Source organism: Ruegeria sp. F12, assembly GCF_056533885.1.
The window spans coordinates 306444-320045 of the sequence record NZ_JBQFOV010000002.1; the positions used below are offsets into that span (position 1 = coordinate 306444).

General features: G+C 61.1%; 15 protein-coding genes. 4 read left to right on the forward strand and 11 right to left on the reverse strand.

The genetic code is table 11. From position 1 onward, the window contains the following. Positions 1–150: 150 nt before the first annotated feature. From ACR0CA_RS04195 to ACR0CA_RS04220, 6 genes are all read right to left on the reverse strand, one after another. Positions 151–630, reverse strand: coding sequence for a DUF2269 family protein (locus ACR0CA_RS04195; RefSeq protein WP_480897587.1), 480 nt, complete (start codon positions 628–630; stop codon positions 151–153). Further along, on the reverse strand, positions 630–1955 hold the full coding sequence (locus ACR0CA_RS04200; protein ID WP_480897518.1) for an SDR family oxidoreductase: 1326 nt from the start codon (positions 1953–1955) through the stop codon (positions 630–632). The genes ACR0CA_RS04195 and ACR0CA_RS04200 overlap by 1 nt, the downstream gene beginning before the upstream one ends. A 73-nt stretch (positions 1956–2028) precedes the next feature. Next, a complete protein-coding gene (locus ACR0CA_RS04205) occupies positions 2029–2739 on the reverse strand; it encodes a VIT1/CCC1 transporter family protein (RefSeq protein WP_170790373.1) in 711 nt (236 codons plus the stop codon). 54 nt (positions 2740–2793) lie between these two features. Next, on the reverse strand, positions 2794–3783 hold the full coding sequence (locus ACR0CA_RS04210) for a YcjF family protein (RefSeq protein ID WP_480859737.1): 990 nt from the start codon (positions 3781–3783) through the stop codon (positions 2794–2796). Further along, positions 3776–4231 carry an N-acetyltransferase family protein gene (locus ACR0CA_RS04215; protein ID WP_480859735.1) on the reverse strand — a complete coding sequence of 152 codons (456 nt, stop codon included), beginning with the start codon at positions 4229–4231 and terminating at the stop codon, positions 3776–3778. Before ACR0CA_RS04215 ends, ACR0CA_RS04210 begins: the two co-directional genes overlap by 8 nt. Next, a complete protein-coding gene (locus tag ACR0CA_RS04220; RefSeq protein ID WP_480897519.1) occupies positions 4228–5640 on the reverse strand; it encodes a YcjX family GTP-binding protein in 1413 nt (470 codons plus the stop codon). Before ACR0CA_RS04220 ends, ACR0CA_RS04215 begins: the two co-directional genes overlap by 4 nt. Before the next feature lie 107 nt (positions 5641–5747). Between ACR0CA_RS04220 and truA the strand changes: the two genes are divergently transcribed. Continuing rightward, the gene (gene truA / locus ACR0CA_RS04225) at positions 5748–6515 is read left to right on the forward strand and encodes a tRNA pseudouridine(38-40) synthase TruA (RefSeq protein WP_170790370.1); all 768 of its coding nucleotides are present in this window, start codon (positions 5748–5750) and stop codon (positions 6513–6515) included. Here the strand turns inward: truA and ACR0CA_RS04230 are convergent. The 4 genes from ACR0CA_RS04230 to ACR0CA_RS04245 all read right to left on the reverse strand — a co-directional run bounded on the left by ACR0CA_RS04230 (position 6512) and on the right by ACR0CA_RS04245 (position 10187). Beyond that, a complete protein-coding gene (locus tag ACR0CA_RS04230; RefSeq protein WP_480897520.1) occupies positions 6512–7432 on the reverse strand; it encodes a nickel/cobalt transporter in 921 nt (306 codons plus the stop codon). The genes truA and ACR0CA_RS04230 overlap by 4 nt on opposite strands. Continuing rightward, positions 7417–8064 carry a DUF1007 family protein gene (locus tag ACR0CA_RS04235; protein WP_170790368.1) on the reverse strand — a complete coding sequence of 216 codons (648 nt, stop codon included), beginning with the start codon at positions 8062–8064 and terminating at the stop codon, positions 7417–7419. Before ACR0CA_RS04235 ends, ACR0CA_RS04230 begins: the two co-directional genes overlap by 16 nt. Positions 8065–8136: 72 nt before the next feature. Then, on the reverse strand, positions 8137–8955 hold the full coding sequence (locus ACR0CA_RS04240) for a thioesterase family protein (protein WP_480897521.1): 819 nt from the start codon (positions 8953–8955) through the stop codon (positions 8137–8139). Beyond that, positions 8952–10187: an acyl-CoA dehydrogenase family protein gene (locus tag ACR0CA_RS04245; RefSeq protein WP_480897522.1), complete on the reverse strand. Its 1236-nt coding sequence runs from the start codon at positions 10185–10187 to the stop codon at positions 8952–8954. Before ACR0CA_RS04245 ends, ACR0CA_RS04240 begins: the two co-directional genes overlap by 4 nt. A 124-nt stretch (positions 10188–10311) precedes the next feature. On the opposite strand from ACR0CA_RS04245, the gene ACR0CA_RS04250 reads away from it, so the two are divergent. Beyond that, positions 10312–11247: a 2-hydroxyacid dehydrogenase gene (locus ACR0CA_RS04250; RefSeq protein ID WP_480897523.1), complete on the forward strand. Its 936-nt coding sequence runs from the start codon at positions 10312–10314 to the stop codon at positions 11245–11247. A gap of 7 nt (positions 11248–11254) precedes the next feature. Here ACR0CA_RS04250 and ACR0CA_RS04255 read toward each other — a convergent pair whose 3' ends face one another. Further along, positions 11255–11608 carry a hypothetical protein gene (locus ACR0CA_RS04255; protein ID WP_170790503.1) on the reverse strand — a complete coding sequence of 118 codons (354 nt, stop codon included), beginning with the start codon at positions 11606–11608 and terminating at the stop codon, positions 11255–11257. A gap of 397 nt (positions 11609–12005) precedes the next feature. On the opposite strand from ACR0CA_RS04255, the gene ACR0CA_RS04260 reads away from it, so the two are divergent. Further along, positions 12006–12329: a hypothetical protein gene (locus ACR0CA_RS04260; protein WP_170769937.1), complete on the forward strand. Its 324-nt coding sequence runs from the start codon at positions 12006–12008 to the stop codon at positions 12327–12329. Between the two features lie 54 nt (positions 12330–12383). Continuing rightward, the gene (locus ACR0CA_RS04265) at positions 12384–13370 is read left to right on the forward strand and encodes a type I glyceraldehyde-3-phosphate dehydrogenase (RefSeq protein WP_480897524.1); all 987 of its coding nucleotides are present in this window, start codon (positions 12384–12386) and stop codon (positions 13368–13370) included. Positions 13371–13602: the final 232 nt, after the last annotated feature.

Here is a 13602-nt window from a genome sequence, read left to right on the forward strand (position 1 = left end):
CTCAAACACCTTTGCCCGGCGTCTCAGGATGTCAGAGCGCCGGGGATATAATTCGAATAATGATGGCCATCCGGTCATACATGGCCGCGCTTATAAGACGCCCTTGGCGGATGGTCCAGAGCTTCCGCCCACTGCGGCGAATAGTGCGGTTCAAAACAGCTCGATCGCGGAGCGCGCGATCATCAACCAGAGGATGCTCAGCACCGAAAGAAAGGCCGGGATGCCGCATAGAAACCAGATGCGGAACAAGCGGTGATAGCTATCAGGCAACGGTGCACCCTGTGCAGCAGCCGTCTGTGCCAGATCCCGCAGGCGGACCTGTATCCACACCACGGGCAGCCAGAACACGCCCGTTACGACGTAAAGCACCAGCGACAGCATGATCCACCCGTCGGCAAGGGACCAACCCAGCCGCCAAGCCAGCAGGGTCCCGGTCACGGGTTGGACGATTACGGCGGTCGTCGTGAACAGCAGGTCAGCCAGAATGACCACACGGGCAGTTTGCGCAACAAACCGCGCGTCGCCGGACCGATGCGCCATCAGCATGAAAAACGCGATCCCGGCTCCGGTACCCAGCAGAACGCTTGCACCGATGACGTGCAGCCATCGCAGGATCAGGTCTGGATCCATCATCGGCTTTGCACCATAGGCCAGGCAACCAGCGACAGCAGCATTGCAGGCAGCACTTTGACGAGTGGGCCCAACGGGTCCAGCCACAGGCCTGGTGTCACGACCGTTGCCGCCAGCACATAGAACGCTGCCACCCCAACTTGCGCCAGGCACACGCGCGCGGTCCAAGGACGATATAGAACGGCCAGTCCCAAAGCGATATCGACGAAAGACCAGAACACGACAGAACTGACGGCAGCGGCATCGGCCCATCCGGCCTCGGTCAGAACACCGGCAGCCTCGGGCAATCCGACCAATCCGAAAATGCCGGACAGGACCCAGAAGAGACTCAGTACGGTTATGACAAGCGGGGCCAACAGGGACATGCGCGCGGTCAGCCGGTGTTCACGCGCGCTGGTCATGCACCCGTATATCTCGGGCAACGACCTGAGCGACCGCCCTGTCGCCGTGCGATAAGGCGCGGGATCACCCACAACACCCGAAGCCATGACCGTCATCGCCGTGCTGCGCAGGGGCGAGCGCCACCCGAGATGGCCCAGCGCGTCAGCACACCGTGCAACCGCCTTGGTCAATACCCGGGGCATTACAAGCCGAAAACGGGCCGCCGGGAAACCCAGCCAACGGCGCGTGGTGGCCAGAACACCCTCTAGCGACTGGGCTTGGTCCTCGACCAGATCATAGGCGCCTTGCGGTATTTCGTCGGCACAGCAGGTAACCACGGCATGGCACGAATCCTCCATCCCGACGCACTGCACCGGTGTCGCTGGATAGGCAATCGGCTGCACCAGCGGAACCGCTGCCAGCATCCGCAGAAGGGCCGTTCCACCGTAATCCGATTGCCCGATAACCAGTCCGGGGCGCAAAATCCACAGGTCTGCACCGCTGCTTTCAAGCGCCGCATCACCAGCGGCCTTCGTGCGCATGAACTCGGTGTCCGCATTGGGCGTCGCCCCGATGGCTGATATCTGAACGACCGAAACACCCCGTTGTGCGCAGGCCTGACCCAGCGCCGCAATGGCGTGATGATGCACCGCTGCAAGATCATCCGAGGGGCCGTCCTGCAACGCGCCAGCGCAGTTCACAACGCAGTCGATGCCAGTGAGTGCGGCGTCCCAATCCTGCGGGTGCGTAAAGCGGCGCAAGTCGCCCTGAACCAGTTTAATTCCGTTCAGTAGCAACGCCCCTTGCGCAGCCTTTCGAACCAGCCCCGTGACCTGCGCGCCCTGCCCTTGCAAGGCACGGACCACCGCCGTGCCAATAAAACCATAAGCCCCCAGAACAAGGATATTTTTCCCAGTGAGTGTCAGAGCACACCTCGCCACCACGTTGATGCCTTCACCCTAGTCATCTGAGGCTGATCCGCCATGGGGACTGTGCCGCCTGCGACAATTCTCGCCGTCAGGGGTGAAACAACGACCCGACCAGATAAGCGATTGATGCCGCCGCGCCACCAATCAACAAGGTCTCACCACCCGACCGCCACCACGGGGCCAGCGACCAGCGGCTTTTGAGCGCACCGATGGCAAAGAAAACCCCCATCGTCATCCAAGCTGAGAGCGCAAAGGCGCGCTCGACCCCGGCCAGAAACGGCAAGAGCGGGATCATGCCCGCAACCAGAAAGGCCAGAAACGTCGCCATCGCGGCCTTCATCGGGTGCGGGTCCACACTGCCCAGACCATATTCACCCTCGATCATCAGGTTGATCCAGTTGTCGTGATTGGCGGTGATGGCATCGGTTGCCTCATCTAGAACGCGCCCCGAAAGGCCCTTCTGCGACAGGATTTCCCGGACTTCATCGCGCTCACCATCCGGGTAAAGATGGATGTGGCGCTCTTCGATGGCTCGGATGCGGCGGATATTGTCCAACTCAGCTTTGGTGCCCGAGTAATTACCTGCCGCCATGGAAAACCCATCAGCCAGCACATTGGCCAGCCCCAAAGCCACGATGATGAACGGCGACAACCCGGCCCCCGCGACGCCAGCTACGATCGCAAAAGTCGTCACCGATCCGTCGATGCCGCCGTAAACTACATCGCGCAACACGCCCCGACCGGGGGGCGCGTTGATCCGGGCTGCAATTTCCTGCTGGCTGTGTCCGTGCTCGGTCATGGCTGGCTCCACCTTTGGTTTGGCAACCAGCAGGGCAGAGGTCTTTGCGTCAGGTCAAGTCTTGGAAAACAATCCCGCCAACGCCCCTTTGATAATCCGCCGGGTCGAGGGCTTGTGACGGTCCGAGAAAGGCAGCGGACGGCAGACCTCCATCGCGGCCACGCCGACGCGAGCGCTGAGCGCGCCGTTGACCAGACCTTCGCCGAACCGGCGGGACAGTTTGCTTAGGACCGAGCCGCCCAGAACCGGTTCCAGCAGGTCATCGCCCACAGCCACCGCGCCCGTGGCCACCAGATGCACGAACACAGCGCGAGTCAAACGCCAGCTGCCCAGAAACCCGGCGCGGCCCCCGTAGATTTCAGCAATTCGCCGGATCATCCTCAGGGAAGCCGCCAGTGCCGTCACCACATCTGCCAGCGCCAGCGGAACCAGCGCCGTCACCGTGGCCACCTGACGGGCGGCGGCCTCAACCTCGCGGCTGGCGGCTTCGTCCAGCGGGGCCAGAAGTTCGTCTTCTGTCAGGGTCAGCAGGCCGGAGGCATCGAACTGCTCGCCCATGCGTTCGGATAGGCGATCGCGGCCCCATTTGGTGTCGTCGCGCCCCTTGTAGAAGGCCATCAGCCGGTTCGTGACTGCCCGTGCCTGCCCCAGATCACCCTCGGCCAACGCGGCATCGGCGGCGCGGCGCATCCCGTCCACCCGCGACAGACGCCCAATCGCGGCCAGCTCGCGCAGGGCGATGATCAGCCCGACCACCAGCAACGCGCCGATCAGGCCCGTTACGACCCAGCCCAGAACCGGCGCGCGCAGCAACAGAGACGCCACGAAATCCCAAGCCGCGACCGAGACCACAGCCCCTATCACGGCCGCCGCCAGCCCCCAGAACCAACGCGACAAGGCCGAAGGTTTTCGCGCTGCCAACCGCGCAGCGGTCTGCATCGCCTGCCCCTGCGGAGCGGCGACATCCGGAACCGGCGGTGCCTGCGCCACGTCCGCACCGGGGGCCTCGGCCTCCAGATCAATCAGGACCGGACCTTTAGCCATCTGCGTGTTCCTCTTGATGCCAGACATATTTGATGTCGGGCAGGTTTTCGTCGTTGTCAGAACCATCGCTGCGGGCAACCTCGGCAAACCCGTTGCGCTCGTAGAACCGGCGCGCGCCGCGATTGGCCTGAAAGGCAAACAGCGACAGGTGTGAGCGTTCGGATTTGGCGTGATCCAGCAATCGCTGTCCGATCCCCTGCCCGCGTGCCGGGGCACTTAGATACAACGAGTGTACCTCGACCCCGTTCAGGGCCAGAAATCCAACAACGCCATCATCGGATTCCGCAACAGTGACCCAATCCTGATCAATCATGCGGCCGCAAAAGGCGATGGTTTGCGCACAGGAATGCAGCTCGGGCATCCAGTCATGTTCGCGGGCGAATCCGTGCAGGATTTCTCCGGTGGCTCCGGCATCGGTGCTTCGGGCAGGTCGCAGGATTACCGTCATAGCCGATCTCCGATCAGGAACTGGGCCGCGCGGTCCAGCCGGATATGCGGAGGGCCGTCACCGGGGCGCAGGGTCAACTGCGCGGGCGCAAAGGCCATGAACCCATAGTCTTCGCCCAGCCAGCTTTCAGCGCCGTTGCGCGCAGGCCCCAACAGATGCGTGGGGTCTTCGGGCAACTCGCCGGGATAGAAAGCGGCTTGCTTCCCGTCCAGTAAAGTGCCGCGCACGCAGGGCAAGCCCACCCCATCATGTGTGCGAATTTCTTCGGTCGTGGCGCGGAGCGCGGCCAGCGACAATGCCGCCGTTTCCGCCCCGGCAAAGCTGGCGCGATCGCGGGCGTCGCGGGTCAGCGCCTCCATGATGTGGGTTAGACGGGCGTGTTGGTGGTGGTGCAGATGATCCGCCTTGGTGGCGGCAAACAGGATGCGTTCAACACGCTTTCCCAGCAGCAACCGGCTGAGCCACGCGTTCCGCCCCGGCCGGAACGCCGACAGGATATCGCCCATCGCGCGGCGCATATCCTCAACTGCCTGCGGCCCTTTGTGAATCGCGCCCAGCGCATCAACCAGTACCACTTGCCGGTCAATGCGCGAAAAGTGATCGCGGAAGAAGGGTTTGACCACTTGCGATTTATACGCCTCGAACCGACGGGCCATTTCGCGGTGCAGGCTGCGTCTTGCACCACTACCTTCGACAGGCAGCGGCGCGAAGGTCAAAACCGGAGAGCCCGCCAAATCCCCCGGCAGCAAAAACCGCCCGGGCGTGCAATCATAGTAGCCGGCATCGCGCGCGGTGTTGAGGTAATCGGAAAACGCCTTCGCCAGGGCCTGCGCCTGCGGCTCATCATGCTCGGCCTCTGGGTCGGCGGCTTTGGCCTGCGCAAGGTAGCCTGCTGCCTCGGCGCGGTTGGTGATACGATCCAACGTCTCAGACGACCACGACCCATAGGACTTGTCCAGCAAAGCCAGATCCAAAAGCCATTCGCCGGGGTAATCCACGATGTCCAGATGAACCTTACGCGGACCCTGCAGGCCGGACAGTAATCCGGCAGGCCGGGCCTTGAAGGACAGGCGCAGTTCAGAAACCGCCCGCGTGCTGTCCGGCCAATGCGGCTTTGGGCCGGTCAGGGCTGCCAAATGGTTTTCATAATCGAACCGCGGCACCGTGTCGTCGGGCTGGGGTTGCAGATAGGCTGCGTTGATCCGCCCCTCTTGCTGCGCCACTAAGCCGGGCATCCGGCCCCGGTCCAGCAGGTTGGCGACCAGCGACGTGATGAACACCGTCTTGCCCGACCGTGCCAAGCCGGTCACACCCAGACGGATCACCGGTTCGAACAATGCCTCGGACACGCTGTCGCCCACGGTTTCAAATCCGCGCACAAGACTGTCTGCCAGCGATGAAATGACCAAATTGTCGTCCCGCTTTTATCGTTTTTCCCAAGATAGGTAGCCGGTGCGCGACATACCAGCGCTTTCCTGCCCTTGCCCGTCTCGTCACCGCGCGCTACCAGCAGCACATGCCCAGATACGCGCTGAAAGTCGAATACCTTGGAGAACCGTTTGCCGGATGGCAGCGGCAAAAGGATCAACCCTCGGTTCAGGGGGCGATCGAGCAGGCCTTGTCGCGCATTCAACCCGGCGCGCATACCATTGCCGCCGCTGGTCGTACTGATGCGGGCGTTCACGCGCTGGGACAGGTCGCCCATTGCGATCTGGTCAAGGATTGGGACCCGTTTCGCCTGTCCGAGGCGCTGAACTATCACCTCAAGCCCGACCCTGTTGCGATTGTGCAAGCCGCGCGGGTCGAGGACGATTGGCATGCCCGGTTCTCAGCGGTCGAGCGGCAGTATCTGTTCCGTATACTGATGCGCCGCGCGCCCGCGACCCATGACGCGGGGCAAGTTTGGCAGATCAATCACCAACTGGACGTGGCGGCGATGCAGGCCGGGGCAGATATGCTGATCGGGCGGCATGATTTCACCACCTTCCGGTCGTCCATTTGTCAGGCCGCCAGCCCGGTGAAAACGCTGGATGAGCTGCGGGTTGAACAGGTGCAGGGTTTCTCTGGTCCCGAGATTCACTTTCACGTCCGCGCGCGGTCTTTCCTGCACAATCAGGTCCGCAGTTTCGTCGGCACGCTGGAACGGGTGGGCGCCGGTGCTTGGTCACCCGAAGATGTGCGGGACGCGTTAGAGGCACAAGACCGCGCCGCCTGCGGGCCCGTATGCCCGCCGCAGGGGCTGTATCTGGCGCGGGTCGGCTATCCCGAACCCATCTTCAACTAGATCGCACGCAGCAGCAGCCCGCTAGCAATAACGGCAATCAACAACCCTGCCACCAGTTCAATCGTGGGGGCCAGCACCTGCGCGAAACGGGTGGCAGAGGCTGAGGCCAACAACCCGCCACGCAAGCCAAACGAAGTCCAACCGACCAGAGTTGTCACTGTCGCCGTGCCCAGTGCCATGGCGAACGCACCGGCAATACCCACCATGGCGATACCCATCTGCCACGTCAGGATCAGCACGAACAAAGCGCCGGTACAGGGGCGCGCCGCGATGCCTGCGATTAGCAATGCCGCCTCTTTCCAATTGCCGATCTGCGCCACTTCTTCAGCGGTGGGGCCGTGGCGGTGGCCGCAATCGGAACAGACCTCATGATCATGGTGATGATGATCGTGGTGATGATGCGCGTGAGATTTCTCGGCCCGGTTTCGGCGGGCGAAACTACGCAGGCCCCGGAACACCAGCCACAGACCGATTGCAGCGATGGCGCCGTAGCTGACCGGGGCCATGACCTGCTCGGTCGTGCCAACCAGACTGTCCCGCGACATCTGGAACACCAGAACACCCGCATAAACCAGCACAATAGCCGTGACGGCCTGGCCCAGACTGGACAGCACGCTGATCGCAGACAAACGCCAAAAGGCGACGTTGCGGCCCAGTCCATAGCCTCCGATCAGCACCTTGCCGTGACCGGGACCGATGGCGTGAAAAAACCCATAGGCGAAACATACGGTCAACAGAGTGGCTACGGCCTGAGGCTGTTCTGCCCGCGCAGCACGCAGGGATCGGGCGATCTGGTTCTGAAATTCCCGCTGTTCCCCGGCGGCCCAAGCGGCGAGGTTGTCAAACCCTCCGCTGCCCCAGAACCACAACAGCAGGCCCAAAGCCAAGGCGACAGGGACAATCAGGTACTTGGACATGAAACGCGGATCTCAGTCGCGAAGTCTTCGCCCACCAGCGGGATATCGTTTTCCTCAAGATCATAATCGGCATCCAATGTCAGAAGGAACGCCCGCATCTGCGCAAGCTGGCCGTCAATATCCGGCACGATCTTTTCGATATTGCACGATATATTTCCCGTGACCGTCACAGGGCGTGTCACTTCGTAGGCGGTGTAGTAGGTCTCGTCGAACGCTTTGGCTGAAAGCGCCGATGCCGCCACTGGTGCGCCCTCAACCGCCCTCAGGTGGGTCGAGACGATGCGGCCATTTTCGGTGGTGGCCGTGGGCTCTGCCGGACCCGACAAAGGTACGATGCGCCCCTCGGACCAAAGAACCAGATCACCGTTGTAGCCTTCCAGCCATTGGGCGTCGAACCCGGCCAAAAACGCCTGCTCGCTTTCGCTCAGCAGACCATCACCATCTTGATCCAGCTTTCTGTCTTCAAGCTCGAACAGGGAATACAGCTCATCATAGGCCCAAGTGACGCGCACATGGGTCAGGTTGCCCGCGTCATCCACGATAAACTCCAGCCCCGTGTCGATGAAAACATGAGGGTGGGCCAATGCCGGGATCGGCAGGCAACAGGTCAACAAGGAGATCAACAAACGCATGATCGGAAGATAGGGCCTTGTACCCGCCGCGACAATGCACATTCAAGCCAACGCGCAGAAACCGGCCCACCTTCAGGCCCGAGGAAACAGAACCAGTGTTTGCAGGGCCGTGCCCACGGGGCCTTGGGTGTCGAACAAAACCGACTGCGACATGCCGATACCCGATGGCTGCCAATGGCAGACCGACTCTGACGCCAGCCAGTCCGAGACCGGTTCGCGGTGGATTTGAACCGTCAGGTCAGTGTTCATGAAGCCCATCTCGGTTGTCGGCGCGTTCCACGAAATACCGTTGCCGCAATCGGCCAGCGGACAGAGCGCCTGGATAGGAGATTGCACTTCGTCCGCCAACAGCGGCGGCGTCCGCATCCAGATGGTTTTGGGCCCCGGGCCCTGATTGCCGCCTTTGGGGTAGAGGATATCGGAGTGATTGGCGAAACCGGGCAGGTTGTGGCGGGTCTCTCCAATCGGAAACGGCCCGGTCACTGCGTCATCCAACTGCGGCGGGGGCATGGTCACATTCGCAACGGGGCCAAGATCACGGCGCACCAAATGCATGGTAGTGGCCGTCGCGCAGAGCGTGTCGTCAAGATCATGCACCGTGACCCGCGTGGTCGCCAGTGTCTTGGTGTGGCGGGTCGTCTCGGCGGCGACACGCAGTCCGGCCAGCGGTAGCGGGCGCAACAAGTCTACCGACAGCCGGGTCAGCATCTTCTCGGGCCCGACCTCGGTTTCGGCTGCGCGCACGATCAGGCCGCTGACGGGACCTGCATGGCAATGATCGGCGGACCAAGGTCCCCGAGCCGCGTCATCGCCCACAAATGCGCCATCCGGGCTGATGTGGAAATAGGCGGGTTGGCTCCCGTCGAGCTCTGCCTGCATACCGATGCTCACACCTTTTCCTGCGTGTGTTTCTTCAACTCGGCCCGCGCGACCTGACGGCGGTGCACTGCATCCGGCCCATCGGCCAGACGCAGCGTGCGCACGTGGGTCCAGGCCGTGGCCAACGGCGTATCCTGACTGATCCCTTGCGCACCAAACATCTGGACCGCCTCGTCAATCACCTTCAACGCGACCCGAGGGGCCACGACCTTGATCTGGCTAATCCAAGGCGCCGCCGCCCGCGCATCGCCCTGATCCATGTACCACGCGGCCTTAAGGCACAGCAGGCGGGCCATCTCGATCTCCATCCGGCATTCGGCGATGATGTCGAAATTGGCCCCAAGCTGCGCCAGTTTCTTGCCAAATGCCTCGCGTTGAAGCGACCTTTTGCACATCTGTTCCAGCGCACTTTCGGCCTGACCGATGGCACGCATGCAATGGTGGATACGTCCCGGCCCCAGACGGCCCTGCGCGATTTCGAATCCCTGCCCTTCGCCCAGCAGGATGTTTTCTGCAGGAACGCGCACATTGGTGAACCGGATATGCATATGCCCATGGGGCGCATCGTCATGGCCATAAACTTCCATCGGGCGCAGAACCTCGATCCCCGGCGTGTCGGCAGGCACGACGATCATCGATTGACGCTGGTGCTTGGGCTGTTCCTCGCCTGCGGTCTTAACCATCACGATATAGACCTTGCAGCGCGGATCGCCCGCCCCTGACGACCACCACTTTTCGCCGTTCAGAACATAGTCGTCCCCGTCCCGCACACAGGACATCGACACATTCGTGGCATCCGACGAGGCCACATCTGGTTCCGTCATCAGATAAGCCGAGCGAATCTGGCCGTCCAGCAGAGGCTTCAGCCACTGCTCTTTCATCTTTTCCGAGCCGTAGCGTTCGAACACCTCCATGTTGCCGGTATCAGGCGCAGAGCAGTTGAACACCTCGGCCCCCAACGGGGTCTTGCCCATCTCTTCAGCGAAAAAGGCATATTCGACCGTGGTCAGCCCAATCCCCTTCTCGCTATCCGTCAGCCAGAAGTTCCACAGTCCCGCCGCCTTGGCCTTGGCTTTCAGACCTTCCAAAATCTCGGCCTGTCTTTCGGTATATTGCCAGCGGTCGCCCTTGGCGATTTCGCCCTGATATTCTGCCTCCAGCGGCATCACCTCGTCACGGATCATCTCGACCACCCGTTGCAGCAGAGCGCGGTTTTCCTCGCGCAGGGTGAATGACATGTTCATGAGCTTCCTCCTTGCACCCGGCAGACGGGCTTTACCTTCGGCCTGAGAATGACTTAGCTGCCGACATGATGTCCAGTTGGGTGACGAAACGTCAACTCAATCAAATTAGTAGGTGGAGACAAATATGGCGCTGTTGATCGAAACCGGGTTAACCGGCTGGATGGGTGATGCGGATATCGCCCGTGACATTCGAGCTGTGGACCCTGATCTGGATGTGCGGACGCCCGATACGATCGGCGATGCGGATCAGATTACCATGGTGGCTGTGGCTGGGCTGCGAGACGCGCGCCTAAAAGAATTGCCCAACCTTAAACTGGTGCAAAAGCTTGGTGCAGGGGTTGAAACGATTGTGGGCAACCCAAATCTGCCAGACCACGTCCGCATCGCAAGGTTGAAACCGGATGCGCCCGCGCAAGGCATTGCCGAGTGGTTCGTGGCCTATGTTCTACGCCACCAGCGCCACATGCCTTTTTACGAAGCCGCCCAGACCCGAGCCGAATGGCTGCCAAAAGAGCCCGGCTATTCGCCCGATACCACGGTCGGCGTACTGGGGCTGGGGCATATCGGGTCACGCAGCGCCCTGATGCTGCGCGCAATCGGCTTTCAAGTTTTGGGGTGGAGCCGCTCGCCTAAAGAAATTGGCGGCGTAACCTGCCTTCACGGCGATGATGCTCTACCCGAACTGCTGGGGCAATGTGATCATGTCTGCGCGATCTTGCCCTCGACCCCTGAAACCAAGGGCCTGTTTGATGCCGACATGCTGGGGACTATGAAACCGGGTAGCCAGCTGTTGAATGCTGGACGCGGGGACCTGATCGACGAGGCGGCCCTGATTGACGCGCTGGATGTGGGCCGCCCGGCTCACGCGGTTCTGGACGTGACAAGCACCGAGCCGCTTCCGTCGAACAGCCCGCTCTGGTCCCATTCCGGTGTCACGATCACCCCGCATGTTTCGGGTTGGCATTTGGGCGACGCATTGGCTGATGTGGCCGAGAATTACCGGCGGCTGAATGCAGGATCGCCCCTGCTTCATGAGGTAGACCGCACACGCGGCTATTGATGGCGGTTCAAGGGGTCAAAATCCACTTGCCGTCCGCGCTGCGGCAACGCTGTGTGCCCACCTCACGCGTTTGATCGGTGCCGTCGGGCTGGATAAAGTGTTGCAGTTGCACGCAATTGTCGCGCACGCCTTGCACCCGAATTGTGCCTTTGGACCCACTTTCGGGATTGCTCCAGCTTTGTTCTGCCCCTACTTGCGGCCTGCCGGATTCAAGCATCGCGTCTGCCGTCGCATTGACGACTTTGAAATCGTCAGGGCTCAGCCCCATTTCTGCGATGATCCGCGACAATGGTTTCGCATCGCTCAACGTGCCGGCGGTCAACGCCACCGCCAAAACCGTAGCTGAAATAATCCGGGCCATCATAGCTGCCTCTTCTTTTTCGAAATGAATTTGCAATCAACACTATACAGGCTCTGACCATGCGTCCAAGCCCCCGCCGCGCCCATCAGTCAAACACAGCCGTCCCCGCCCCAAGGCATCGGAACCCTTCGCAATAGGTACGACCCAAATTCCAAAGCCGCTGCTTGGCTCTGGTCCAGATTTGCGCGCTCATCACCCTCACATTCCCTGCCCGCAAGCCGCACATTCCAGCTTTTCAGGACGTTTTTGATACCCGACCTTCTGGGACAAGTAGCGTCGCATGCCCATAACCCTGTAAAAACAGTGTGTTTCCGAGCGGTTTCTTTGGCGCAGGGCTTCACAGGATGAGTTGAATCTGATGAAATACGCGTAGTTTTTTAGCACTGGAGATTGTTCAATGGTACTGCGTGGATCCCTGTTGGCGCTGGCCGCTGTCATCGGCTTGACGGCTTTTAACGCAACCCCTGTTGTCGCCAAGGAAGAGACCAAGTCCGTCTCGGTCTTCAGCCGTACCTGGGCGATCACGCAAGTCTCGGATGGTCCGATCGTATATCGTGCGACGCGGGACAACAATAACCTCAATCCATTTGGCCCGCCGCCGCGACTGCGCACGCTACAGGCCATTGCGGCGATCCAGCAGGCCACCGGGTGCAAACCCATCGTATCCAGCATGTATCAGAACATCTCGGGCCAGTTCTTTTCCCAAGTTAGCTGTAACTGAACCCGGCACAAAACGGGCATTGAGGTCAACGCAACGCGCTGCCATAGCTTGCGCATGAAACTTGCGATCAACGGATTCGGCCGCATTGGCCGCACGATCCTGCGGCAGCTGCTGGCCATGCCGCAGGACAATGGTATCGACCTGGTGCTGATCAACGATATCGCACCGCTGGAGACCTGTGCCTATCTGTTCAAATATGACAGCACCTTTGGCCCCTATGCGGGACAGGTAGATCAGGACGACGCCCATTTGGTCGTGGACGGGTGCAGGATTCCCGTGACGCACAGCCCCGACCTGTCGCGCGTTGATCTGACAGGCGTGGATGTGCTGATGGATTGCACCGGCGTTGCCCGAACTTCGGATGTGGCTGGTCAAGGGTTGGTGGCAGGTGCAGGCAAGGTCTTGATCTCGGGCCCATCACCTGCGACCGAAGTTACGATTGTTCTTGGAGCAAACGAAGATCAGCTTGGGTCTGCGCGCATCGTTTCGAATGCCTCGTGCACGACCAACGGGTTAGCGCCTCTGGTCAAGGTGCTGGACGGGATCGGCGGCGTCGTTTCCGGGCACATGACCACCATTCACTGTTATACCAACAGCCAGCCCATGGTGGACGCGCCCCGCGGTGATCTGACCCGGTCGCGGGCGGGGGCGCTGTCGATGGTTCCGACAACCACCAGCGCCATGCATCTGATCGACGAGGTTTTGCCCCATCTTGCGGGCCGTATCTCGGGCGCGGCGGTACGGATTCCCACGGCCAGCGTGTCAGCAGTCGATCTGATCGTGACGCTGGAACGCGGTATGTCGGCCGAAATTTTCGAAACAGCGCTGCGAGAGGTCGTGGCACAATCGCCGGTTCTTGGCTGGACGGATGAACCTCTGGTCTCATCGGATTTGCGCACGCGCCCCGAGTCTCTGGTGATCGCTGGCCCCGAGACGCGTCAAATCGGAGAACACCAGATCCGCGTATTCGGCTGGTACGACAATGAATGGGGATTTTCCGCCCGGATGCTGGATGTCGCGCAGCTAATGGCTGCAAGCTAAAAATCGCGGACCAGCTACAGCACCCTCCGGGTCGCAGATCAACGTGACGCTGAAGAACACCCGCACATTGAATTCACTTGGCGCTTTTGCGCGACCTGCCGCGATGCGGCCAAATATCACCAATTTAACGCGCCACTACCATTCAATACGGTCCTCCAGCACCATTGCGTAGGGTCCTGGCCACCACACCCGCCTGCAATTCCCAGTACATATTCGATAATTTCTTTCCCAA